Raw genomic sequence first — 20,326 nt, forward strand, 5'->3', positions numbered from 1 at the left:
TTGAAATCTACTCCGATTTCATGGCAGCTGTTCGGTGAGCCGGGTGAGGAAGGGGCGCTGTCCTTTGCCGAGCTTGTCCGCCGCGGTGCCGGGATCGAACCAGGCAGCGCGGTCGATCTCGGGGAATTCCGCGAGTCGCCCCGACCGCGGCGGCCACTCCATCTCGAAGGTGCCCGGCACTATCTCGGCAAGGTCGAGATCGCCCTCGACCGCCCACACGGTGAGGAACTTGCGCTTGCTCCCGCTGCGATAACTCACCTCGCCGAGGTCGAGCCACTCGCCCGCGGGCACCGGCAGCCCGAGCTCCTCGGTGAACTCCCGCGCGGCCGCGTCGCGTGCGGTCTCCTCGGGCTCGTACTCGCCCTTGGGAATCGACCAGGCCGACGCGTCCTTCTTCGCCCACAGCGGCCCGCCCATGTGCCCGAGCAGCACCTCGATCCCGGCCTCGCTCCGGCGATACACCAGCACGCCCGCGCTGAATACGTCCGTCATCGCAGTGAGTCTGCCAGTGGAGACGGCGTCGGTCGAGGTCGGTAGCGCCGCGTCAGATCGCGTCGCCCGCCCGCAGTCCGGCGGCGCGCAGCAGGAGGTAATCGCGTTCCGGCACGCTCGCGGTCTGCCTCGCGGCGCGCTGGTACTCGCGCACGGCGGCGGCCCGCTCACCGGCCATTTCGTGCAGGTGCCCGCGGACCGCCGCGAGCCGGTGTGAGCGCGAGAGCGGTTCGGCGACGCTGTCCGCGACCGCCAGCCCGGCGGCCGGACCGTGCACCATCGCGGTGGCCACCGCACGGTTGAGGGTGACCATCGGGTTCGGGGCAAGGCGTTCGATCATGGTGTAGAGCACCAGGATTCGCGACCAGTCGGTGTACTCGGGGCGGCGGGCCTCGGCGTGCAGGCCCGCGATGGCGGCCTGCAACTGGTACAGCCCGGTCAGCCCGGCGGGCAGGGTCGCGGTGAGCAGGCGCAGCCCCTCGGTGATCTGCGGGCGGTCCCAGCGCGAGCGGTCCTGTTCGGTGAGGGGGATCAGTTCGCCGTGTGGTCCGCAGCGGGCGGCGCGGCGTGCGTCGGTGAGCAGCATCAGCGCGAGCAGGCCGGTGACCTCGGTGTTCTCGGGGACCAGCGCGCGCAGGGCGCGGGTGAGCCGGATCGCCTCGGCCGACAGATCCCCACGCCGCAATCCCGCACCCGAACTGCTGGTGTGCCCCTCGGTGAAGATCACGTACAGCACCTGCAGCACCGCACTCACCCGGGTGCTGTCGTGCGCGCCGTCGGCGAACGGCCGCTCCGATTCCGCCAGTCGCTTCTTTGCCCGCGAAATACGTTGCCCCATCGTCGATTCCGGGACAAGGAAAGCGGCCGCGATCTCTGCGGTACTCAGGCCGCCGACCGCCCGCAGCGTCAGGGCGACGGCCCCGGCAGGCGGCAAGTCGGGATGGCAGCACAGGAAGTACAGGTCGAGGGTGTCATCGCGGTCGACCACGTCGACGGGCACGTCCCGCACGAAAACCGTGGTCTCCCTGCGTCGCCGCGCCACCTCGGCGCGCACCGCGTCCGCCATCCGGCGCTGCGCCACCTGGATCAGCCAGCCGCGTGGATTGTCCGGCAGCCCTTCCTGATTCCACTGGGTCGAGGCCGCGAGCAGCGCGTCCTGCACCGAATCCTCGGCGAGGTCGAAATCGCCGAAGCGGCGGACCAATACGCCGAGGACCTGCGGCGAAAGTTCACGCAGCAGGTGCTCGACGCGGGGGCGTGCCTCGATCACGCGACGTCGGGTGCGCTCATGATCTGACGCACCTCGATGTATTCACCGATCGGCTTGCCGCCGGGGCCGGGCGCCGCGGAGGCTTGCGCGGCGATCTCGACCGCGCGCTCGACCGAATCGACATCGACCACCCAGAAGCCGGCCAGGAACTCCTTGGTCTCCGGGAAAGGCCCGTCTGTCACGACCGGTGCCGACCGGCCATCGGAGCAGACGATGATCGCCTGATCGGGTGCGGCCAGGCCCTGGGCGTCGACGAGTTCACCCGCGGCGGCGAGCTGTTCGCCCAGTGCCCGCTGGAAGTCGATGTGGGCGGCGATGTCCTCGGGTGCCCACTCCGGCAGCGCGATATCGCAGTACGCGGCCTCGGAATAGGTCTTGACCAGCATGAATTTCATGGTTCGGCATCCTGCTCGATGCGCCCTTGTGGCGCGTTCGACAGTTGGTCGGAGCCGGCGAGCGGTCTTCGACACAACCATCGCTGTGAACTGAGTCACAGTGGGATGCTCGTGTCGGTGAGCCGATCGGGATCTACGGGTTCCGCCGAGCCGATCAGCTCCTTGATCCGGTCGGTCACATCCCACACGTTGACGTTCATCCCCGCACGTACCTTGTTCTGCTCGTCGAGCCAGAACGCGACGAACTCGCGCTCGTCGAGCTCGCCACGCACCACCACCCGCACGTCGTCGCCGCGCCCGACATAGCCGGAGTACTCCATCCCCACGTCGTACTGATCGCTGAAGAAGTACGGAAGCCGGTCGTAGACAGCGGTTTTGCCCAGCATCGTCTGCGCGGCGACGGCGGGCTGGTTCAGCGCGGTCGCCCAGTGCTCGATGCGGATCGGCCGGTGCAGCAGCGGATGGTCCTGCTCGGCGATGTCGCCCACCGCGACGACATCGGGGTTGCTGGTGCACAGCGCCGCGTCCACCAGTACGCCGCCGTCGACCGCCAGCCCAGCCGCGGTCGCGGTCTCGATATTGGGCTGTGCGCCCACCGCAACCAGCACCGCCTGTGCGGGCACTACGGTGCCGTCGCCGAGCTGCACGCCGGTCGCCTCACCCTCGTCGGTGAGTATCGCGTCGACGGAGGTGTTGGTGCGCAGGTCGACGCCGTGCGTGCGATGCAGACCGGCGTAGAACTCGCCCATCTCGGGGCCGAGCGCGCCGAGCAGTGGCAGGTCGGCCGACTCGATCACCGTAACCTCGACGCCCTTGGCGCGGGCCTGCGCGGCGACTTCGAGGCCGATCCACCCGGCCCCGATGATGACCAGCTGCCGGTCCGTGCGCAGTATCTCGAGCAGCGCGTTCGAATCGCCGATGGTGCGCAGGGTGTAGACGTTCGGCGCATCGGCGCCGGGAATGTCGAGCGTGCGGGCTCGCGAACCGGTGGCAAGGGCGAGCTTGTCGTAGTCGAGCGTGGAACCGTCGGGCAGCGTCACGGTCTTGGCGATCGGATCGAACGCGGTCGCTGTGGTGCCGAGCCGCAGGTCGACGTGGTGATCGCGGTACCAGGAGGCCGTGTCCACGGTGAAATCGGGCAGTTGCTGGGTGCCCGCCAGATGCTGTTTCGACAGTGGCGGGCGCTCGTAGGGCAGCTCTTCTTCGGCGGCCAGCACAGTGACGTGGCCGTCGAAGTCGTTGGCGCGCAGGGCTTCGGCGATCTTCGCCCCGCCCAGACCCCCACCGATGACGACGAAATGCTGATTCGAGCTCATGAACGGACCCCTTCTCGCGGACGACCCGGACTCCTCGCACCCCGAGCTTAGTGCGCGTTCTCGGCGACGGGAACGATTACGGCGCCGCCGCGGTTGCACCAGTCGACACCGGCGGTCCCACCCGCCGCAGCTGACCCGAGAGGAACCCATCGTGAGCGAGCAGGCCACCAAGGATGTCGCCGATTTCTGGTTCGACCCGCTGTGCCCGTGGTGCTGGATCACCTCGCGGTGGATCCTGGAAGTCGAGAAGGTGCGCGATATCGAGGCGCGCTTCCACGTGATGAGCCTGGCGGTGCTCAACGAGGGCAAAGACGACCTGCCGCAGGTCTATGTCGACATGATGGCCGCCGCCTGGGGCCCGGTGCGGGTCGTCATCGCCGCTGGTCAGAAGTACGGCGACGAGATCCTGCTCCCGCTCTACACCGCGATGGGCACCCGGATCCACGACCGCAAGTCCGAGTACGAGCGCGAGACGCTACAGGAAACCTTCGACGCGGTGATCGCCGATTCGCTCGCGGAGCTGGACCTGCCCGCCGAACTCGCGAAGGCCGCCACCAGCACCGACTACGACGAGGCGCTGCGGGCCAGCCATCACGCGGGCATGGACAAGGTCGGCCCCGATGTGGGTACGCCGACCATCCACGTGAACGGCTCCGCGTTCTTCGGGCCGGTGCTCTCGCGCATTCCGCGCGGTGAGGACGCGGGCCGGGTGTGGGACGGCGTGGTCGCGCTGGCCTCGTACCCGCACTTCTTCGAGCTCAAGCGCACGCGCACCGAGGACCCGGTCTTCGACTGATCGTGCAGTGCGGGGGGTGCCGGCGTCGGCACCCCCCCGCACCGATCAGACGGGTTTCGGCGGCAACGCCGGCGGCGCCGAATTCAGCGGATAACCACCCGGCGGCCCGATCATGCCGGGTTGCGGGGCGCTCGGACGCCAGAACATCGGGCCCGGCTTGCTGCGATCGCGCAGTGCCCACATCCGCCAGGTGAGCACCGGGTGGCTGGCCATCGCGTTGACCAGCCAGATGAAACCGCCCCTGTCGGAGGCGGCCCGATCGGCCATCTCGTCGACACCGACATCGGTGTTGAGGTACTTGCCCGCGGCCAGCGTGGCCATCGCGGTGGGTGCGCCGTGCGGACGGAAACAGAAGCCGTGATTGTCGGCGGTGTACTCCTGGGCGCGGATCAGCGACGACCCGAGCAGCGGCAACCACGGCGCGACGAACATCCCGAGCTGTCGCCAATACGACACGTGGCCCGCGGCGATATGGCCTACCTCATGGCCGATGATGAACGCGAGGCCGTCGGGTTCGCGTGCGGCGCCGCCGATTTCGAACAGGTCGCTGTAGACCACCACGAACCGGCGGAACCCGTGCCCGGCGGCGAACGCGTTGATCTGGCCGTTGCCCAGGATCACGTACGCGTCCGGCGCCTTGTGCATCCCGAATCGCGCCGCCGCCTCTTGCACCAGCTGGTACCCCTCGGGGAACTGGGTGGGCGACATCTTCACCCCGTTCACGCGCTGGGTCGCGAGGTTCATGCCACGACCGGCCCACAGCAGCACCGGCGCGAACAACAGCAGCAGGACATACGGGCTGGTGGCAATCGAACCGGCTTGCTCCACACCGTTCTCGTCGACGACAGGATCGGCGAACAACTCGACCGTCATCAGCAGCAGCGCCAGCAGGTACGCGACGGCGGTGATCATGATGACCACGATCAGCAGCGGGATCTCCCAGGGATGCCGGGCGGGGCGGTCCCACGGCATCAGGCCGCGCGGGCGGTGCAGCGGGGGTGCGGGCGGACCGCCGGGCGGGTAGTGGCCGGGAGCGTACTGACCCGGTGCGACGGGCGGATACTGGCCGGTCGGGCCAGGGAAAGGCGGCTGCGGTGCACTGCCATGCGCGGGGAAACCGCCGGTCCGTGGATCGGGTTGTGCCCACGGTGACGGCGGCGCGGCGTCTTTGTTCAGCGACGGCGTGTGCTCGGGCTGGGGGTCGGTGTGCTCCGGCGGGGAACCTGCCGAATGCGGGGAATGCGGTTCGTGCGGGTGCATGAAACGACTCTAAGCGGGCCTGCGACAATCGCAGCCATGCGCGTTTACCTGGGTGCCGACCATGCCGGTTTCGAACTGAAGAATCACGTCAAGGCCCATCTGCAGGAGGCCGGACACGAGGTCGTCGATTGTGGCGCCCTCGAATACGACGCTCTCGACGACTACCCCGGCTTCTGCATCGAAGCCGCGCGTCGCACCGTCGCCGATCCGGGCTCGCTCGGCCTGGTCTTCGGCGGCAGCGGCAACGGCGAGCAGATCGCCGCCAACAAGGTCCCCGGCGCCCGCTGCGCCCTGGCCTGGAGCGTCGAAACCGCCAAGCTGGCTCGCGAACACAACAACGCCCAGCTGATCGGCATCGGCGGCCGCATGCACTCCACCTCCGAAGCCCTCGCGATCGTCGACGCGTTCCTCGCGCAGGCCTGGTCGGAAGAGCCGCGCCACCAGCGCCGCATCGACATCCTGGCCGACTACGAGAAGTCCGGCGAAGCCCCCGAGATCCCCGCGTACTGAGTGCCTGAAGGACACACCCTCCACCGGATAGCGCAGCTGCATCAGCAGCGGTTTTCCGGTGGGGTGGTACGGGTTTCGAGTCCGCAGGGGCGGTTCACCGAGGGTGCCGCGCTCGTGGACGGACAGGTGCTGGAGCGGGCTGAGGCCTATGGCAAGCATCTGCTGCATCACTATGTGTCCGGGCTGACGGTGCACGTGCATCTCGGGTTGTATGGCACCTTCAGCGAGGTCGAGTTGCCGATGACGGCGCCGGTCGGGCAGGTACGGATGCGAATGCTCGGTGCCGCAACGGATTTCGGCACCGATCTGCGCGGACCAACCGCGTGTGAAGTGCTGATGCCGCCCGAGGTGGACGTACTCACCGCGCGACTCGGCGCCGATCCGTTACGCGCCGACGCCGACCATGAACGAGCGGGCGCGCGAATCCGCCGCTCCCGCAGGGCGATCGGCGCACTGCTGATGGACCAGGCCTTGATCGCCGGTGTCGGCAACGTCTACCGCGCGGAAGTCCTGTTCCGCCACGGCATCTCACCCTTTCGTCCTGGCACGTCGATCACCCCGGCCGACTGGGACGCGCTCTGGGCCGACCTGGTCGACCTCATGCCGATCGGCGTCAGCACCGGCCGCATGCACGTGGTCCGCCCCGAACACGACACCGGCGCACCGTCCTACAACAAGGACCGCCCCCGCACCTATGTCTACCGGCGCCAGGGCGAACCCTGCCGGGTCTGCGCGACTCCCATCGCGCACAAGGTCATGGAAGGCCGAAACCTCTTCTGGTGCCCCACCTGTCAGCCCGGGTAGAAATCGGCTGAGCCGGACCGCGAAGTGCAGGCTTCGCGATCCGACTCAGCCGGCGACCGCCGTTCCCAGTTCGGGGTCGCCCGATTCAGCGAGCGCGAAACGCCGCCCGCCCGCCGATTTCGCCGAGTACATCGCGCGGTCGGCGCGACGCAACAGATCGGTGAAATCGCACGTCTTTCCCGGTGGGCAGAAAGCGGTGCCCACGCTGGCCGAAACCGGTACGGGTCCCGCGCTCGACCACACCGGGTCGCGCAGTGCCGCGACCACCCGGTGAGCCAGCTCGCCGAGGGTGTCGCGGCGCGGGTTGGCCGCCACCACGAACTCGTCGCCGCCGTAACGGCAGATCACCGTGTCGGGCGGGCACACCTCACGCAAACGATTGGCCAGTTCGACCAGTACCTCGTCGCCGATCGCGTGTCCGTAGCCGTCGTTGATCTGTTTGAAGCGGTCCAGGTCCACCACCAGCACACCGACACCGCGGCTCGGGTCGGCGGCGAACGCGCGTACCCGTTCCTGCAGCAGCGTGCGGTTCGCCAGATCGGTGAGTGCGTCGTGGGTCGCCTCGTGGCGCAAGCGGTGCTGCAGCGCGGCGATCTCCTGTACGCGCAGTGACACTTTCGCCGAGATGTTCTGTTCCTGTTGCGCCAGAGCGCGTTCCTGCAGTGCCTGTGCGTAGCTGTCGATGGCCTGGCTGGCCACCAGCGGCCAGCGGGTCGCCACCAGCGAACCCGGAACCCCCGAGGGGAAACCGAGCAGCCAGCGACTGGCATGGGCCAGCATTCTGGTGCGTTCGAACGGTGCCTCGGCCAACCGCGCGCCGAGCTTGCGCGCCTGTGGAACCGGGAACGGTTCGGTCCGGGCCAGGTGCAGCAGCCGCTCGACGATGTCGACGAGCACCGGCTCCAACTGGTGCGGCGCCGTGGAAGAGCCCGGTTCGGCGCAGACCGCGCGGGCCCAGGCGCGGGCCATCGCGGCTACCGGTGGCTCGATGTGGGTCATCGAGATCACCGGCGGTGGGTGGCGACGAACTTGCCACCTCGATCATTCGCACTGCTACGCGGTTGGGTCCACCGAGTTCGGCACACGCTCACCGCCCCCTTTCCAGATACCCCCGTCCGGCAAAAAGGATCCTAGCAAGCCACCCGAGACCGAAAAGTCACGTTCTAGAACGTGTTCTCGCATCTCTCGCGAATGGCGATCGGCTATGACATCGCTGCAGAGTCTCCGGCGTTACATATTTCCCGAAAAGAATTTCGAGAGTCCGAAACGTGCAGCGTGATGCCCTCTGCTGGGCGGTGGCCGTTGCGTCGCCATGGGTCCCTCCTGGCACGGGTGCGAGTCGTGACGATGTGGCAATAACCGTCACGCGCACTCTCATGGTGGCCTACTCGCCGCCCACGTGCCAGGTTTTTAAGGAAAATTCTCCTGTTTAATCCCCCGGTGGAGCAGGCGCCGGTCCCCGTGAGCGCACCAACCATCGTCGCCGGGAGGGTGTTTCGGGGATAGGGTCATTAGGCCCTAATCGGGCATGGCGACGGTTGGTCGCGTGGGGGAGTGGGTACACCGGCGCCCGATGCGCGCGCCTCGACGGGCAAGCCGGGGCCGGATTGGCGTTTTTCGCGCGGGGTTCGGTACAGTCGTGGCGCACACGACATCGTGGCGATCCCATCGATGTCGTATGCCTGCGGGTGTAGTTCAATGGTAGAACCTCAGCCTTCCAAGCTGATGGTGCGGGTTCGATTCCCGTCACCCGCTCAAACATGTATTGCCTCGTCGGTGTACTCCGCCGGTGAAGTATCGGGGTGTAGCGCAGCTTGGTAGCGCATCCGCTTTGGGAGCGGAGGGTCGCAGGTTCAAATCCTGTCACCCCGACCATCACTCGAATCCAGCCCCGGACCAGGGGCTTTTTTCGATTTCGGGGCGCGATAGAGTGGCGCTCATGCCTTCTGACTCCAGGGTCGCGATCGTCACCGGTGCCGCACGCGGAATCGGTGCTGCCGTCGCCGCCAAACTCGCTGCCGACGGCAATGCTGTCGCCGTGCTCGACCTCGACGAAGCCGCCTGTGCCGGCACCGTCGCCGCCATCGAGGCCGCGGGCGGAACCGCGCTGGCCGTCGGTGCCGATGTTTCCGACGAAGCGGCGGTCGCGGCCGCGGTGGAGCGGATCGCCACCGAACTCGGCGCGCCGACGATCCTGGTCAACAACGCGGGCGTGCTGCGCGACAACCTGCTGTTCAAGATGTCGGTCGACGATTGGGACACCGTCATGAACGTGCACCTGCGCGGCGCCTTCCTGATGACCCGCGCGGTGCAGAAGCACATGGTGGAGGCGAAGTTCGGCCGCATCGTGAACCTGTCGAGCACCTCGGCGCTCGGCAACCGCGGCCAGGCCAACTACTCCGCCGCCAAGGCGGGCATGCAGGGCTTCACCAAGACTCTCGCCTTCGAACTCGGCAAGTTCGGCGTCACCGCCAACGCGATCGCCCCCGGCTTCATCGAAACCGACATGACCGCGGCCACCGCCGCCCGCGTCGGCGCCGACTTCGAGGCGTTCAAAGCCGCTGCCGCCGCGGCGATCCCGGTCAACCGGGTCGGCACTCCCGCCGATATCGCCAACACGGCATCTTTCTTCGCGAGCGAGGGTGCCGGTTTCGTGTCCGGTCAGGTGCTCTACGTGGCGGGCGGACCGCAGGATTAGGCGCAGCCGAAGCGGAAACCCGCGCGGGCGTCGGTGCCCGCCGCCACGGTAACCCGGACCGGCTCGGTATCGGTGAGCCCGCAGCCGCCGGGCACCGTCGCCACCCGCGCCTCGTAACAGCCGACGGGCAGGTCCGCCGTGACGTGCCCGTCGGCCCCGCTCACCAGGGTGGCGACGACCTGCTTCGCATCGCACGGTGTCACCTCGATCGTGGCCCGGTTCACCGGGATCGGTTCGGACCCGGTGAACGCCCGCACCGTCAACGTCCCGGTCCCCGGCGGTGCCGGATCGGCGCTCGCGATACCAGCAACCGCGAGCGGGCAGAGTACGGACAGTGCGAGCAGTGTTCGGCGCATGAACCTCTCCTCAACAGTGAGTGGGTCGTCCAGCGCTGATCGTAGGCCTGCCCTCACGAGAAACCGACGTCACACCCGGGTTTCGCGTTGACGATTCGATGACGATCGATCCAGGATCGACCGATGACCTATGTCGCCGATCCACGCGTCGACGCCTACATCGACGCGCTCCCCGCCTGGCAGCAGGCGATCTGTCACCAGGTGCGCGTCCTCGTCCACGGGGTCGACCCCGATGTGACGGAAACAGTCAAGCGAAGAGTCCGGCCCTACTTCGTCCTCGACGGCAATATCTGCGCCCTGCTCGCCGCTAAGACGCACGTCAACATCTTCCTCTACGACGGCGCGATCGTTCCCGACCCCGACAACATCATCACCGGTGGCCACGACAACAAGACCGCCCGAACGGTCGCGGTCCACGAGGGCGAGACCCTCAACGAACGAGCACTGGCGAAGATGCTGAAACAGATCATCGCCGACAACCGGGCGGGCGGCTGGCGCAAGATAAAGAAGGACCGCGGCGAGGTCTAGTCCGGTACGGCCGCGCCCGGGGTGATGCCCGCGCGCTCGCTCCAGACCTGTTCGGCGGGAACCGAGATCGTGGTCAGCTCCGGATACCGCACCGCCGACAGCGTGCCGCCGAAGACCGCGCCGGTGTCGAGGCAGAGGGTGTTGTTGACCCAGGTCAGATTGTGCACCGGGGTGTGGCCGTAGAGGACGGTGGCGGTGCCCCGGTAGTCCTGGGCCCAGTCGTAGCGGACGGGGTAGCCGTGCTCGTCCAGTTCGCCGGTGGGGGCGCCGTAGAGGGCGAAGGAGCGGGCTCGGCCGGAGGTGCTGCCGTGCAGGCTCGCGGGCAGACCGGCGTGGGCTACGACGAGCTTGCCGCCGTCCAGGAGATAGTGGGCGGGCAGATCGCGCAGGAAAGCGTGTGCGGCGGTCCGGAATTCGAGGTCTTCGTCGGCCAGTTGGGCCAGCGACTGTTCGAGGCCGTGCGCGATGCGGACATTGCGGCCGTCGAGGGCGCGCATCAGTTTGTGGTCGTGATTGCCGGTGACCGACAGCGCGGTCTTCGCTGCCACCATCCCCATCACCAGGCGCAGCACGCCGGGAGTGTCAGGGCCGCGGTCGACGAGATCGCCGACGAAAACCGCGGTGCGGTCCTCGGGGTGGGTAGCGCCGATCGCGCGGCCGCGGTCGTCGCGGTCGATCGCGAAGCCGAGCTCGCCGAGCAGGGTCTCCAGTTCGCTGCGGCAGCCGTGGACGTCGCCGATCACGTCGAACGGTCCGGTCAGGTCGCGGCGGTCGCGGGGGAGCAGGTCGGTGCGGCGGGGTTCGGTCATATCCTCTTCATCGTCGTGCAGGGCGGGCCCGCGCCGCAACTGCGTTACTCCGCGGTGGGGATCGCCGAGTCCGGCCAGGCCCAATTCGCGACGACCGGGATGTCGGCGCCCTGTTCACGGGTCCACCGGCGGGCGATCAACCGGGCGTCGACGATCTCCTGGCGCAGCCCAGCCGCTTGTTCACGCAGTCCGGGAACCCGGTCGATCACGTCGAGAACCAGGTGGAAGCGGTCGAGATCGTTGAGCATCACCATGTCGAAGGGCGTGGTCGTGGTGCCCTTCTCCTTGTACCCGCGCACATGCAGGTTGGCGTGATTGGTGCGGCGGTAGGTGAGCCGGTGCACCAGCCACGGGTAGCCGTGGAAGGCGAAGATCACCGGGCGGTCGGTGGTGAACAGGGCGTCGAACTCGGCATCGGGCAGCCCGTGCGGGTGTTCGTCGGCAGGCAGCATGCGCATCAGGTCGACGACATTGACGAATCGAATCCGTAGGTCCGGCAGCCGATCTCGCAGAATCGCCACCGCGGCCAGAGTTTCCAGCGTCGGCACATCACCCGCGCAGCCGAGCACCACATCGGGCGTCGTGCCGAGATCGTCGTTGTGACACGCCCAATCCCAGATCCCGAGTCCGCGCGTGCAGTGCGGCCCCGCCTGCTCGGCCGAAAGCCAGTCGGGCCCTGGCTGTTTGCCCGCGACCACCACATTCGCGTAGTGCAGCGACCGCAGACAGTGGTCGTAGGTCGAGAGCAGGGTATTGGCGTCGGGCGGCAGATACACGCGCACGATGTCGGGGCTCTTGTTTGCCACCACATCGAGGAAACCGGGGTCCTGATGGGTGAAACCGTTGTGGTCCTGGCGCCACACATGCGAGGTGAGCAGGTAGTTCAGGCTGGGGATCTTGCGCCGCCACGGCACCTGCAGGCTGGCATCGAGCCACTTGGCGTGCTGGTTGAACATCGCGTCGACGATGTGGATGAACGCCTCGTAGCAGGTGAACACGCCGTGCCGGCCGGTCAGCAGATAGCCCTCGAGCAGCCCTTCGCACATGTGCTCGGACAGCACCTCGACCGCGCGTCCGACCGGCGACAGATCGACGTCCCAGCGCCCGACTTCGCCCTGCCAGTCGCGTCCGGTCACCTCGAGAATGTCCTGCAACCGGTTGCTGGCCAGTTCGTCGGGGGCGAAGGTGAGGAAGTTGTGCGGATTGCGCGCGGTGACATCGCGCAGCCAGCTGCCGAGCACCCTGGTCGCCTCGTGCTGCCCCGCGCCGGGCGCCACGACGTCTACGCAGTAGTCACGCCAGTCGGGCAGGTCGAGATCGCGAATCAGCAAGCCGCCGTTGGCAATCGGATTGAGGCTCATCGGCCGCGTTGGGATCTGCTCCACGAGGGCGGGCACCGGCGAGCCGTCGTCGTCGAACAATTCCTCCGGTCGATACGACCGCAACCACAGCTCGAGCACCCGGCGGTGTTCCGGGTCGGTGCGCGCGTTGGGCAGCGGCACCTGATGCGCGCGGAACGTGCCCTCGACCCGCTGGCCGTCGACCACCGGGGGACAGGTCCACCCCTTCGGGGTGTGCATCACGATCATCGGCCAGCGCGGTCGGGTCGTGTCGCCGTCCTCGCGGGCGGCTCGCTGGTACTGGGCGATCCGGTCCATGCAGGTGTTCATCGCGGCGGCCATCGCCTGGTGCACCGGTGCAGGGTCGTTGCCGGAGACGATCAGCGGTTCGTAGCCGTAGCCGCGCAGCAGTTCGACCAGTTCCGACTCGGGGATGCGGGCGAAGATCGTCGGGTTGGCGATCTTGTACTCGTTGAGCGCGAGAATCGGCACCACCGCGCCGTCGCGACCCGCGTTGAGGAATTTGTTCGCGTGCCAGCTGCCCGCCAGCGGACCCGTCTCGGCCTCGCCGTCACCGACCACGCAGAACACGACGAGATCGGGGTTGTCCAGGGCCGCGCCGTAGGCGTGCAGCAGGCAGTAGCCGAGCTCGCCGCCCTCGTGGAAGGAACCGGGTGTCTCGGGCGCGCAGTGACTCGGCACGCCGCCGGGGAAGGAGAACCGGTGGAAGAATTCGCGCATGCCGTCCACGTCGCGGGCGATGTCGGGCTCGAGTTCGGCGTAGGCGTTCTCGAGCCAGGCGCAGGCGTTGGGACCAGGGCCGCCGTGGCCGGGGCCTGCGACGTACACCGCGTTCAGCCCGCGCTCCCGGATCACCCGATTGGCATGGGCCCAGACCAGATTCAACCCGGGCACGGTGCCGAAGTGGCCGAGCAGACGCGGCTTGATGTCGTCGGGGACCAGCGGGGTGCGCAGCAGTGGATTGCTCATCAGATAGATCTGGCCGACCGCGAGATAGTTCGACGCCCGCCACCACGCGTCGACGGCGACGAGCTCGGCGCGGGCGAGCGGGCCGGGCGCGTCGGTGAGAACGTAGGGCTCGGGGGCGATCGTCTCGCCCTGGTCGTCGCCGACGTTGTCCGCCGCGGTATCGCCGAACGTGGTCATCGCGGGCTCTCCTCGTACTCGCCGGAGTTTGCGGCGCCGTCCGCGCCGCGGGGCCTGCACGGGCGCCGATCGAGGACCGGCGACACCGGTGGAGAAACGCACCGACGAGCCTACCGTCGTGCCGGTACCCGATGCCGAAACGACGGTCGATTACTGTGCGGGCCATGCATTCTCTCGGCAGGATCATCGGAATCGGACTCGTCGCGGCCGCCGCGATCACCACAGCGGCCTGCGGCTCGGACACGGATTCGACCAGCTCCCCGAGCACCAGCGCGGCGGGCAACTCCGCCAGCACGGGTCTCGAGTGCACCGCCGACGACGTGAAGGTCAGCGGTGGTTTCGGCGAGACGCCCAAGATCACCATCCCCGACACCTGCGATGCGCCCAAGACCCTGATCACCAAGGATCTGGTGGTCGGCACCGGGCCCGGCGCGGTGGCCGGACAGCCGCTGACCATGAACTACGAGCTGGTCACCTGGTCGGACAAGCAGGTGCTCGACAGCTCCTTCCAGCGCGGCAAGCCGTTCGGGCTCACCCTCGGTACCGGCCAGGTCATCCAGGGTTGGGACGAGGGCCTGATCGGCGTGCAGCAGGGCACGCGCAGGCTGCTGATCGTGCCGCCGAACCTCGGCTACGGCGAAGGTGGCAACGGCGTGGCGCCGAACGAGACGCTGGTCTTCGTGACCGATGCCGTGCAGGTCGGCCGCTAGCGCACCCACAACCAACCGCCGATTGCGCGAGCACGTAGGCGGTCAACTACCCTGGTCGGGATGCGCGTTACGCGCCGCACCTGGCTTAGCCGTGCCTGACTATGGCGCGTCGCCCCACGCGGGGACACCACCATGAACTACGAACCAAGGAGTATGTCCGTGAAGAGCACCGTCGAGCAGCTGAGCCCGACCCGGGTCCGGATCAACGTCGAGGTGCCCTTCGAGGAGCTGAAGCCCGACTTCGACAAGGCATACAAGGCGCTGGCACAGCAGATCAAGATCCCCGGCTTCCGTCCCGGCAAGGCTCCGGCCAAGCTGATCGAGACCCGTGTCGGCCGTGGCGCCGTGCTCGAGCAGGTCGTCAACGACGCACTGCCGAACAAGTACGCCGAGGCCGTCGAGACCGCTGCGGTCAAGGTCATCGGCCAGCCCGAGATCGAGATCACCAAGATCGAAGACGGCGACGAGCTGGCGTTCACCGCCGAGGTCGACGTGCGCCCCGAGATCACCCTGCCCGATTACTCGGGCATCGAGGTGAGTGTCGATTCCTTCACCATCGGCGACGACGACATCGAAGAGCAGCTCACCTCGCTGCGTCAGCGCTTCGGCACCCTCACCGGTGTCGAGCGCGCGGTCGCCGACGGCGACTTCGTGTCGATCGATCTGTCGGCCACCGTCGACGGTGCGGACGTCCCCGAGGCGGCCACCACCGGCCTGTCGCACGAGGTCGGTTCGGGTCAGCTGATCGAGGGCCTCGACGAGGCCGTCATCGGCCTCAAGGCCGGCGAGTCCGCCGAGTTCACCTCCACCCTGGTCGCGGGCGACCACGCGGGCAAGGAAGCACTGATCACCGTCGCCGTGCAGTCGGTGAAGGAGCGCGAGCTGCCCGAGGCCGACGACGAGTTCGCCCAGCTGGCCAGTGAGTTCGACACCATCGACGAGCTCAAGGAAGACCTGAAGGGCCGCGTCGAGCGCGTCAAGAAGGTCGAGCAGGCCGGTTCGATCCGCGACAAGGTGCTCGACACCCTGCTCGAGACCGTCGAGGTTCCGCTGCCCGAGGCCGTCGTCAAGGCCGAGGTCGACGCCGTGGTCCACGACGCCGTGCACGGTTTCGACCACGACGAGGCCAAGCTGGCCGAGGCGCTCGAGGCGCAGGGCTCCTCCCGCGAGGAGTTCGACAAGGACACCCAGGAAGCTGCCGAGAAGTCGGTGAAGACCCAGCTGCTGCTCGACGCCATCGCCGAGGCCGAGAACACCCAGGTCGGCCAGCAGGAGCTGACCGAGCGGATCCTGTTCCAGGCCCAGCGTTACGGCATGTCGCCGGAGCAGTTCATCCAGCAGGTGCAGCAGGCCGGCCAGCTCGGCGCGGTCTTCGCCGACGTGCGACGCGGCAAGGCCCTTGCCGGAGTTGTCGGTCAGGTGAAGGTCACCGACTCCGACGGCAACGTGGTCGACACCACCGAAATGTTCGGTGACCCTGCGGAATCCGCTGACGCCGAGCCGGTAGACGCCGCTGCCGAGTAGCTTTCGGACGCGTGATTTGATTGCGCACGTGAGGAAGCGCCGCGAGCGAACCAATGTCGCAGCGCGTCTCGCGAAGAGTGGAATCGAGCGCGGCGAGATTGCGCTCTGAGCGAAGAAGGGCGGTGCCGGGAGTTCGGTGCCGCCCTGCTTCGTTAGTGTTTGTGACGACGAACCGTATTCGTATGGCCGTAGCAATCGGTGAGAAGAGAAGGCAGGTATCCGTGACGATCAACCAGGCAGGGGTCATGACAGCCGCTACCGCTGGACTCAACCTCAGTGATTCCGTATACGAACGGCTGCTTCGCGAGCGCATCATCTTCCTGGGCACCCAGGTCGACGATGAGATCGCGAACAAGATCTGCGCGCAGATCCTGCTGCTCTCGGCCGAGGACGCGACGAAGGACATCGCGCTCTACATCAACTCGCCCGGTGGCTCGGTCACCGCGGGCATGGCCATCTACGACACGATGCAGTTCGCCGAGTGCGACATCAAGACCGTCGCGATGGGCTTGGCGGCGTCGATGGGACAGTTCCTGCTGACCGCGGGCACCAAGGGCAAGCGTTTCGCGCTGCCGCACACCCGGATCATGATGCACCAGCCGTCGGCGGGCATCGGTGGTTCGGCGGCCGATATCGCGATCATGGCCGAGCAGTTCGCCCACACCAAGCGTGAGCTCAACGAACTGCAGTCGCTGCACACCGGCAAGTCGGTGGAGCAGGTGACCGAGGACGCGGACCGCGACCGCTGGTTCACGGCGAAGGAAGCCCTGGAATACGGCTTCATCGACCACGTGGTCGCGCACGCGAACCAGGCGAAGTAACCGCCGCCGTCCCCCCTCACTCGAGACAAGCTTGGAGATAACGATGGCCAACCTCTTCGACCCGCGCGCCGGCCACGGCGGCTCCCGTGCGGGCCTCCCGCAGTCGCGCTACATCCTGCCGCAGTTCACCGAGCAGACTTCGTTCGGCGTCAAGACCTCCGACCCGTACAACAAGCTGTTCGAGGAGCGCATCATCTTCCTGGGCAACCAGGTCGACGACGTCTCGGCGAACGACATCATGGCGCAGCTGCTGGTGCTGGAGTCCCAGGACCCCGACCGCGACATCACCATGTACATCAACTCGCCCGGTGGCTCGTTCACCGCGCTGATGGCGATCTACGACACCATGCAGTACGTGCGCCCCGACGTGGTCACGGTCTGCCTGGGTCAGGCCGCCTCGGCCGCCGCGGTGCTGCTGGCCGCCGGTGCCCCCGGTAAGCGTGCCGCGCTGCCCAACGCGCGCATCCTGATCCACCAGCCGTCCTCGGGCGGTGTGCAGGGCCAGGTATCCGACCTCGAGATCGCCGCGGCCGAGATCGAGCGGATGCGTCGCCTGATGGAAGTCACCATCTCGCGCCACACCGGCAAGCCCGAGGAGCAGGTCCGCAAGGACACCGACCGCGACAAGATCCTGACCGCCGAAGAAGCCAAGGATTACGGCATCATCGATCAGGTCTTCGACTACCGCAAGCTCAGCGGACAGAAGTGACACGCCCGGGCCCGCTGTCCTCATCTGGGCGGCGGGCCCGGCTTTTTCACCCGCGGTGGCTCACAATGGTGAGGACCCGCACAGCACTGCAGACAAACATGCGCGAGTTGTCGACCTCATTCGCGCACAACAGGTACGGTCGACTCAGGGACCATTGCTCTGATTGACGGCACCGAGACGTATTTCCGGCCCAATCGGGGGACGACGGTCGCACTCGGACAAGGAAGTAGGGACCTACGAGATGGCGCGCATCGGAGACGGCGGCGATCTGCTGAAGTGCTCGTTCTGCGGAAAGAGCCAGAAGCAGGTCAAGAAGCTCATCGCGGGCCCCGGGGTATATATCTGCGACGAGTGCATCGACCTGTGCAACGAGATCATCGAAGAAGAGCTGGCCGAGTCGAGCGAAGTGAAGCTCGACGAGCTGCCCAAGCCTTCGGAGATCCGGGATTTCCTGGAGAACTACGTGATCGGCCAGGACACCGCCAAGCGGACCCTCGCCGTCGCGGTCTACAACCACTACAAGCGCATCCAGGCGGGCGACAAGGGCCGCGACAGCCGCGGTGAGGCCGTCGAGCTGATGAAGTCGAACATCCTGATGCTCGGCCCCACGGGTTGCGGTAAGACCTACCTCGCGCAGACGCTGGCCAAGATGCTGAACGTGCCGTTCGCCATCGCCGATGCCACCGCGCTCACCGAGGCGGGCTATGTCGGCGAGGATGTCGAGAACATCCTGCTGAAGCTGATCCAGGCCGCCGACTACGACGTCAAGCGCGCCGAGACCGGCATCATCTACATCGACGAGGTCGACAAGATCGCCCGCAAGAGCGAGAACCCGTCGATCACCCGCGATGTGTCGGGCGAGGGCGTGCAGCAGGCGCTGCTGAAGATCCTGGAGGGCACCCAGGCGAGTGTGCCGCCGCAGGGCGGTCGCAAGCACCCGCACCAGGAGTTCATCCAGATCGACACCACCAACGTGCTGTTCATCGTTGCGGGCGCCTTCGCGGGCCTGGAGAAGATCATCTCCGACCGCACCGGTCACCGCGGCATCGGCTTCGGCGCCGAGGTGCGCTCCAAGGCCGAGGTCGACACCGACGACCACTTCGCCGACGTGATGCCCGAGGATCTGATCAAGTTCGGTCTGATCCCCGAGTTCATCGGCCGTCTGCCCATCGTCGCCTCGGTGACGAACCTGGACAAGGAATCGCTGGTCACCATCCTCTCCGAGCCGAAGAACGCACTGGTCAAGCAGTACGTTCGCCTGTTCGAGATGGACGGCGTCGACCTCGAGTTCACCACCGACGCCCTCGAGGCGATCGCCGATCAGGCCATCCTGCGTGGTACCGGTGCTCGCGGTCTGCGCGCCATCATGGAGGAAGTCCTGCTGCCCGTGATGTACGACATCCCGGGTCGTGACGATGTCGCCAAGGTGGTCGTGAACGCCGACACCGTCGTCGACAACGTCCTCCCGACGATCGTGCCGCGCAAGGCGCAGCGTCCCGAGCGTCGCGAGAAGTCGGCGTAACAAGCCAACGACAAAGGGCCCCTTCGGATCTGATCCGGAGGGGCCCTTCGCTGTGCGCTGGCAGCGATTAGATGGTGGCCGGGTTTCCCAGGCTCGGCGCGGCCAGGAGATCGTCGCCGTCGTCTGCCGGGATCTCCGCACTGGCACGCACGATCGCGGTGCTGTAGCGGGCGCTGGCGGCATTGTGGATGAGCAGTGCGACACCGATCATCACCGGGGCCACCGCGTGCACAGCGGCGTCGTACCAGTGCCCTGCGCTCAGATGGGGATAGGTGTTGAGGGCGATGGTCAGCGTGAGCAGGAACAGCTCCGCGATCAGCACCTGGTTGCGGTTGCCCATCACGCCCCACTCGGCCACCCGCGTGGTGCCGATCATGATGATGATCAGGCACACGCTGATCATCGCCTCCAAGCCGAAGCTGGCCCAGTAGAGCGGATCGCTCGGTCCGCCGGGGGCGATGTTGTGCTGGACGTTCACCGCCGACCACAGCATGCCCGTGATCACCACGCCTGCCAGCGCGCGCAGCGACCAGGTGCGGTGCTGATACAGCGAGGCCAGCCGGGCGCGCGGGTTGGATTCGCGGCGTTGCGCGGCGATGGCCTTGCGGGCCAGCATCAGGTCCGACATCTCGGCCCGCTCGAGTTCGGCGGTGGTGTCACGCAGACGGTCGGCGTGCGAGGAGGCGGCCTTGATGTGCTTCCAGCGCTGGTCGCGCTCGTAGGTGCGGATCTTCTCGGCGAGTTCGCGCTCGGCGCGCAACTCGTCTTCGGACAGCGCGTCGGTCAGTGCGGGGTCGGACTGATAGGCGATGCGACGCCTGGCCCGTTCCACCCGCACGGGCAGAGCGGTGACCTCGTGATCGAGCGGGTGTTCCTCGCGCATCGCAACTCCAGGTAGCAAAAGGGTTCGCCGGGTCGCGTCATTGTTGCGCATCGAGCGGGGAGACGACACCCGCGGGCCCGAATTGCTCGGCCCGCAGGCGCTGAAAATGTCTGGCGCACAACTGTGTAGCTGTCGGTGCAGCGATGCGGGAGACGGTGACGACCGTTCGAGAACGGGTCGCGCCCGGGCCGAGGAGCTTCGTTGATCCTCCATGGTTCGCCGTTGAACCTTGATCCCGTAAAAGTGCTTCTGATGATGTTTCGCTGCTGGTCACCGCGGTGTTACGTCGGCGAGAACCGCCTGTCTTTTCGTCCGTTTGGTCCGTCTTGCAAGGCCTTCAATGAATACGACGGGTTCGGCACGCAAAACTCATCGGCGTATCCTCGCGGTGTGTCGGACTGGTGCTGCCGATTTCG

At 67.2% G+C, this 20,326-nt stretch carries 20 protein-coding genes and 2 tRNA genes; 12 read left to right on the forward strand and 10 right to left on the reverse strand.

The genetic code is table 11. The features are described 5' to 3' along the window. Window positions 1-18: 18 nt before the first annotated feature. The 4 genes from ACWZHB_RS01760 to ACWZHB_RS01775 form a co-directional block, all read right to left on the reverse strand. A complete protein-coding gene (locus tag ACWZHB_RS01760; protein WP_427906196.1) occupies window positions 19-492 on the reverse strand; it encodes an NUDIX domain-containing protein in 474 nt (157 codons plus the stop codon). Between the two features lie 52 nt (window positions 493-544). After that, entirely contained in the window at window positions 545-1,762 is a 1,218-nt protein-coding gene (locus ACWZHB_RS01765; protein ID WP_427906197.1) for an RNA polymerase sigma factor, read from the reverse strand. Next, complete coding sequence (locus tag ACWZHB_RS01770; RefSeq protein WP_427906198.1) at window positions 1,759-2,157, reverse strand: YciI family protein; 399 nt, start codon at window positions 2,155-2,157, stop codon at window positions 1,759-1,761. Before ACWZHB_RS01770 ends, ACWZHB_RS01765 begins: the two co-directional genes overlap by 4 nt. A gap of 95 nt (window positions 2,158-2,252) precedes the next feature. Further along, window positions 2,253-3,473 (reverse strand): NAD(P)/FAD-dependent oxidoreductase, encoded by a 1,221-nt coding sequence (locus ACWZHB_RS01775; RefSeq protein WP_427906199.1) that lies wholly within the window; start codon window positions 3,471-3,473, stop codon window positions 2,253-2,255. A 151-nt stretch (window positions 3,474-3,624) separates the two neighbouring features. On the opposite strand from ACWZHB_RS01775, the gene ACWZHB_RS01780 reads away from it, so the two are divergent. Next, window positions 3,625-4,269 carry a mycothiol-dependent nitroreductase Rv2466c family protein gene (locus tag ACWZHB_RS01780; RefSeq protein ID WP_427906200.1) on the forward strand — a complete coding sequence of 215 codons (645 nt, stop codon included), beginning with the start codon at window positions 3,625-3,627 and terminating at the stop codon, window positions 4,267-4,269. Between the two features lie 45 nt (window positions 4,270-4,314). Here the strand turns inward: ACWZHB_RS01780 and ACWZHB_RS01785 are convergent, their stop codons facing one another. Beyond that, entirely contained in the window at window positions 4,315-5,529 is a 1,215-nt protein-coding gene (locus tag ACWZHB_RS01785) for a M48 family metallopeptidase (RefSeq protein ID WP_427906201.1), read from the reverse strand. A 36-nt stretch (window positions 5,530-5,565) separates the two neighbouring features. Between ACWZHB_RS01785 and ACWZHB_RS01790 the strand changes: the two genes are divergently transcribed. Both ACWZHB_RS01790 and ACWZHB_RS01795 read left to right on the forward strand, forming a co-directional pair. Continuing rightward, a complete protein-coding gene (locus ACWZHB_RS01790) occupies window positions 5,566-6,039 on the forward strand; it encodes a ribose-5-phosphate isomerase (RefSeq protein ID WP_427906202.1) in 474 nt (157 codons plus the stop codon). Further along, window positions 6,040-6,843, forward strand: coding sequence for an Fpg/Nei family DNA glycosylase (locus tag ACWZHB_RS01795; RefSeq protein ID WP_427906203.1), 804 nt, complete (start codon window positions 6,040-6,042; stop codon window positions 6,841-6,843). A gap of 45 nt (window positions 6,844-6,888) precedes the next feature. On the opposite strand, the gene ACWZHB_RS01800 is transcribed toward ACWZHB_RS01795, so the two are convergent. Next, a complete protein-coding gene (locus ACWZHB_RS01800) occupies window positions 6,889-7,842 on the reverse strand; it encodes a GGDEF domain-containing protein (protein WP_056821857.1) in 954 nt (317 codons plus the stop codon). A gap of 685 nt (window positions 7,843-8,527) precedes the next feature. Here ACWZHB_RS01800 and ACWZHB_RS01805 point away from each other — a divergent pair. The 3 genes from ACWZHB_RS01805 (at window position 8,528) to fabG (ending at window position 9,541) form a co-directional block, all read left to right on the forward strand. Continuing rightward, window positions 8,528-8,598 (forward strand) — tRNA-Gly (locus ACWZHB_RS01805). A 43-nt stretch (window positions 8,599-8,641) separates the two neighbouring features. Continuing rightward, window positions 8,642-8,718, forward strand: a tRNA-Pro gene (locus ACWZHB_RS01810). 64 nt (window positions 8,719-8,782) lie between these two features. Further along, window positions 8,783-9,541, forward strand: coding sequence for a 3-oxoacyl-ACP reductase FabG (gene fabG / locus ACWZHB_RS01815; protein ID WP_427906204.1), 759 nt, complete (start codon window positions 8,783-8,785; stop codon window positions 9,539-9,541). On the opposite strand, the gene ACWZHB_RS01820 is transcribed toward fabG, so the two are convergent. Continuing rightward, window positions 9,538-9,897 (reverse strand): hypothetical protein, encoded by a 360-nt coding sequence (locus ACWZHB_RS01820; RefSeq protein ID WP_427906205.1) that lies wholly within the window; start codon window positions 9,895-9,897, stop codon window positions 9,538-9,540. The genes fabG and ACWZHB_RS01820 overlap by 4 nt on opposite strands. A gap of 123 nt (window positions 9,898-10,020) precedes the next feature. Between ACWZHB_RS01820 and ACWZHB_RS01825 the strand changes: the two genes are divergently transcribed. Next, window positions 10,021-10,425 carry a DUF1801 domain-containing protein gene (locus ACWZHB_RS01825; protein ID WP_427906206.1) on the forward strand — a complete coding sequence of 135 codons (405 nt, stop codon included), beginning with the start codon at window positions 10,021-10,023 and terminating at the stop codon, window positions 10,423-10,425. Here ACWZHB_RS01825 and ACWZHB_RS01830 read toward each other — a convergent pair. Both ACWZHB_RS01830 and ACWZHB_RS01835 read right to left on the reverse strand, forming a co-directional pair. After that, the gene (locus tag ACWZHB_RS01830) at window positions 10,422-11,234 is read right to left on the reverse strand and encodes a metallophosphoesterase (RefSeq protein ID WP_427906207.1); all 813 of its coding nucleotides are present in this window, start codon (window positions 11,232-11,234) and stop codon (window positions 10,422-10,424) included. The genes ACWZHB_RS01825 and ACWZHB_RS01830 overlap by 4 nt on opposite strands. 44 nt (window positions 11,235-11,278) lie before the next feature. Beyond that, window positions 11,279-13,741, reverse strand: coding sequence for a phosphoketolase family protein (locus tag ACWZHB_RS01835; protein ID WP_427906208.1), 2,463 nt, complete (start codon window positions 13,739-13,741; stop codon window positions 11,279-11,281). Window positions 13,742-13,905: 164 nt separating this feature from the next. On the opposite strand from ACWZHB_RS01835, the gene ACWZHB_RS01840 reads away from it, so the two are divergent. The 5 genes from ACWZHB_RS01840 to clpX all read left to right on the forward strand — a co-directional run bounded on the left by ACWZHB_RS01840 (window position 13,906) and on the right by clpX (window position 19,027). Then, the gene (locus ACWZHB_RS01840; RefSeq protein WP_427906209.1) at window positions 13,906-14,451 is read left to right on the forward strand and encodes an FKBP-type peptidyl-prolyl cis-trans isomerase; all 546 of its coding nucleotides are present in this window, start codon (window positions 13,906-13,908) and stop codon (window positions 14,449-14,451) included. A gap of 159 nt (window positions 14,452-14,610) precedes the next feature. Continuing rightward, a complete protein-coding gene (tig, locus tag ACWZHB_RS01845; RefSeq protein ID WP_427906210.1) occupies window positions 14,611-15,975 on the forward strand; it encodes a trigger factor in 1,365 nt (454 codons plus the stop codon). Window positions 15,976-16,220: 245 nt separating this feature from the next. After that, window positions 16,221-16,796, forward strand: a complete 576-nt coding sequence (locus ACWZHB_RS01850) for an ATP-dependent Clp protease proteolytic subunit (protein WP_056821854.1) — start codon at window positions 16,221-16,223, stop codon at window positions 16,794-16,796. A 43-nt stretch (window positions 16,797-16,839) separates the two neighbouring features. After that, window positions 16,840-17,505 (forward strand): ATP-dependent Clp protease proteolytic subunit, encoded by a 666-nt coding sequence (locus ACWZHB_RS01855; RefSeq protein ID WP_427906211.1) that lies wholly within the window; start codon window positions 16,840-16,842, stop codon window positions 17,503-17,505. A 241-nt stretch (window positions 17,506-17,746) separates the two neighbouring features. Beyond that, window positions 17,747-19,027, forward strand: a complete 1,281-nt coding sequence (gene clpX / locus ACWZHB_RS01860) for an ATP-dependent Clp protease ATP-binding subunit ClpX (RefSeq protein ID WP_266298437.1) — start codon at window positions 17,747-17,749, stop codon at window positions 19,025-19,027. A 67-nt stretch (window positions 19,028-19,094) separates the two neighbouring features. On the opposite strand, the gene ACWZHB_RS01865 is transcribed toward clpX, so the two are convergent. After that, window positions 19,095-19,910: a hypothetical protein gene (locus tag ACWZHB_RS01865; RefSeq protein WP_427906212.1), complete on the reverse strand. Its 816-nt coding sequence runs from the start codon at window positions 19,908-19,910 to the stop codon at window positions 19,095-19,097. Window positions 19,911-20,326: the final 416 nt, after the last annotated feature.

The organism is Nocardia sp. FBN12, from assembly GCF_054031145.1.

What these genes read in the sequence shown, in the direction of transcription:
- ACWZHB_RS01855 (WP_427906211.1), top strand. Translation starts at nt 16,840, where the DNA reads ATGGCCAACCTCTTCGACCCGCGCGCCGGCCACGGCGGCTCCCGTGCG.
- ACWZHB_RS01830 (WP_427906207.1), bottom strand. Translation starts at nt 11,234, where the DNA reads ATGACCGAACCCCGCCGCACCGACCTGCTCCCCCGCGACCGCCGCGAC.
- ACWZHB_RS01865 (WP_427906212.1), bottom strand. Translation starts at nt 19,910, where the DNA reads ATGCGCGAGGAACACCCGCTCGATCACGAGGTCACCGCTCTGCCCGTG.
- ACWZHB_RS01825 (WP_427906206.1), top strand. Translation starts at nt 10,021, where the DNA reads ATGACCTATGTCGCCGATCCACGCGTCGACGCCTACATCGACGCGCTC.
- ACWZHB_RS01800 (WP_056821857.1), bottom strand. Translation starts at nt 7,842, where the DNA reads ATGACCCACATCGAGCCACCGGTAGCCGCGATGGCCCGCGCCTGGGCC.
- ACWZHB_RS01775 (WP_427906199.1), bottom strand. Translation starts at nt 3,473, where the DNA reads ATGAGCTCGAATCAGCATTTCGTCGTCATCGGTGGGGGTCTGGGCGGG.
- ACWZHB_RS01790 (WP_427906202.1), top strand. Translation starts at nt 5,566, where the DNA reads ATGCGCGTTTACCTGGGTGCCGACCATGCCGGTTTCGAACTGAAGAAT.
- clpX (WP_266298437.1), top strand. Translation starts at nt 17,747, where the DNA reads ATGGCGCGCATCGGAGACGGCGGCGATCTGCTGAAGTGCTCGTTCTGC.
- ACWZHB_RS01850 (WP_056821854.1), top strand. Translation starts at nt 16,221, where the DNA reads ATGACAGCCGCTACCGCTGGACTCAACCTCAGTGATTCCGTATACGAA.
- ACWZHB_RS01840 (WP_427906209.1), top strand. Translation starts at nt 13,906, where the DNA reads ATGCATTCTCTCGGCAGGATCATCGGAATCGGACTCGTCGCGGCCGCC.
- ACWZHB_RS01760 (WP_427906196.1), bottom strand. Translation starts at nt 492, where the DNA reads ATGACGGACGTATTCAGCGCGGGCGTGCTGGTGTATCGCCGGAGCGAG.
- ACWZHB_RS01820 (WP_427906205.1), bottom strand. Translation starts at nt 9,897, where the DNA reads ATGCGCCGAACACTGCTCGCACTGTCCGTACTCTGCCCGCTCGCGGTT.
- ACWZHB_RS01770 (WP_427906198.1), bottom strand. Translation starts at nt 2,157, where the DNA reads ATGAAATTCATGCTGGTCAAGACCTATTCCGAGGCCGCGTACTGCGAT.
- fabG (WP_427906204.1), top strand. Translation starts at nt 8,783, where the DNA reads ATGCCTTCTGACTCCAGGGTCGCGATCGTCACCGGTGCCGCACGCGGA.
- ACWZHB_RS01785 (WP_427906201.1), bottom strand. Translation starts at nt 5,529, where the DNA reads ATGCACCCGCACGAACCGCATTCCCCGCATTCGGCAGGTTCCCCGCCG.
- ACWZHB_RS01835 (WP_427906208.1), bottom strand. Translation starts at nt 13,741, where the DNA reads ATGACCACGTTCGGCGATACCGCGGCGGACAACGTCGGCGACGACCAG.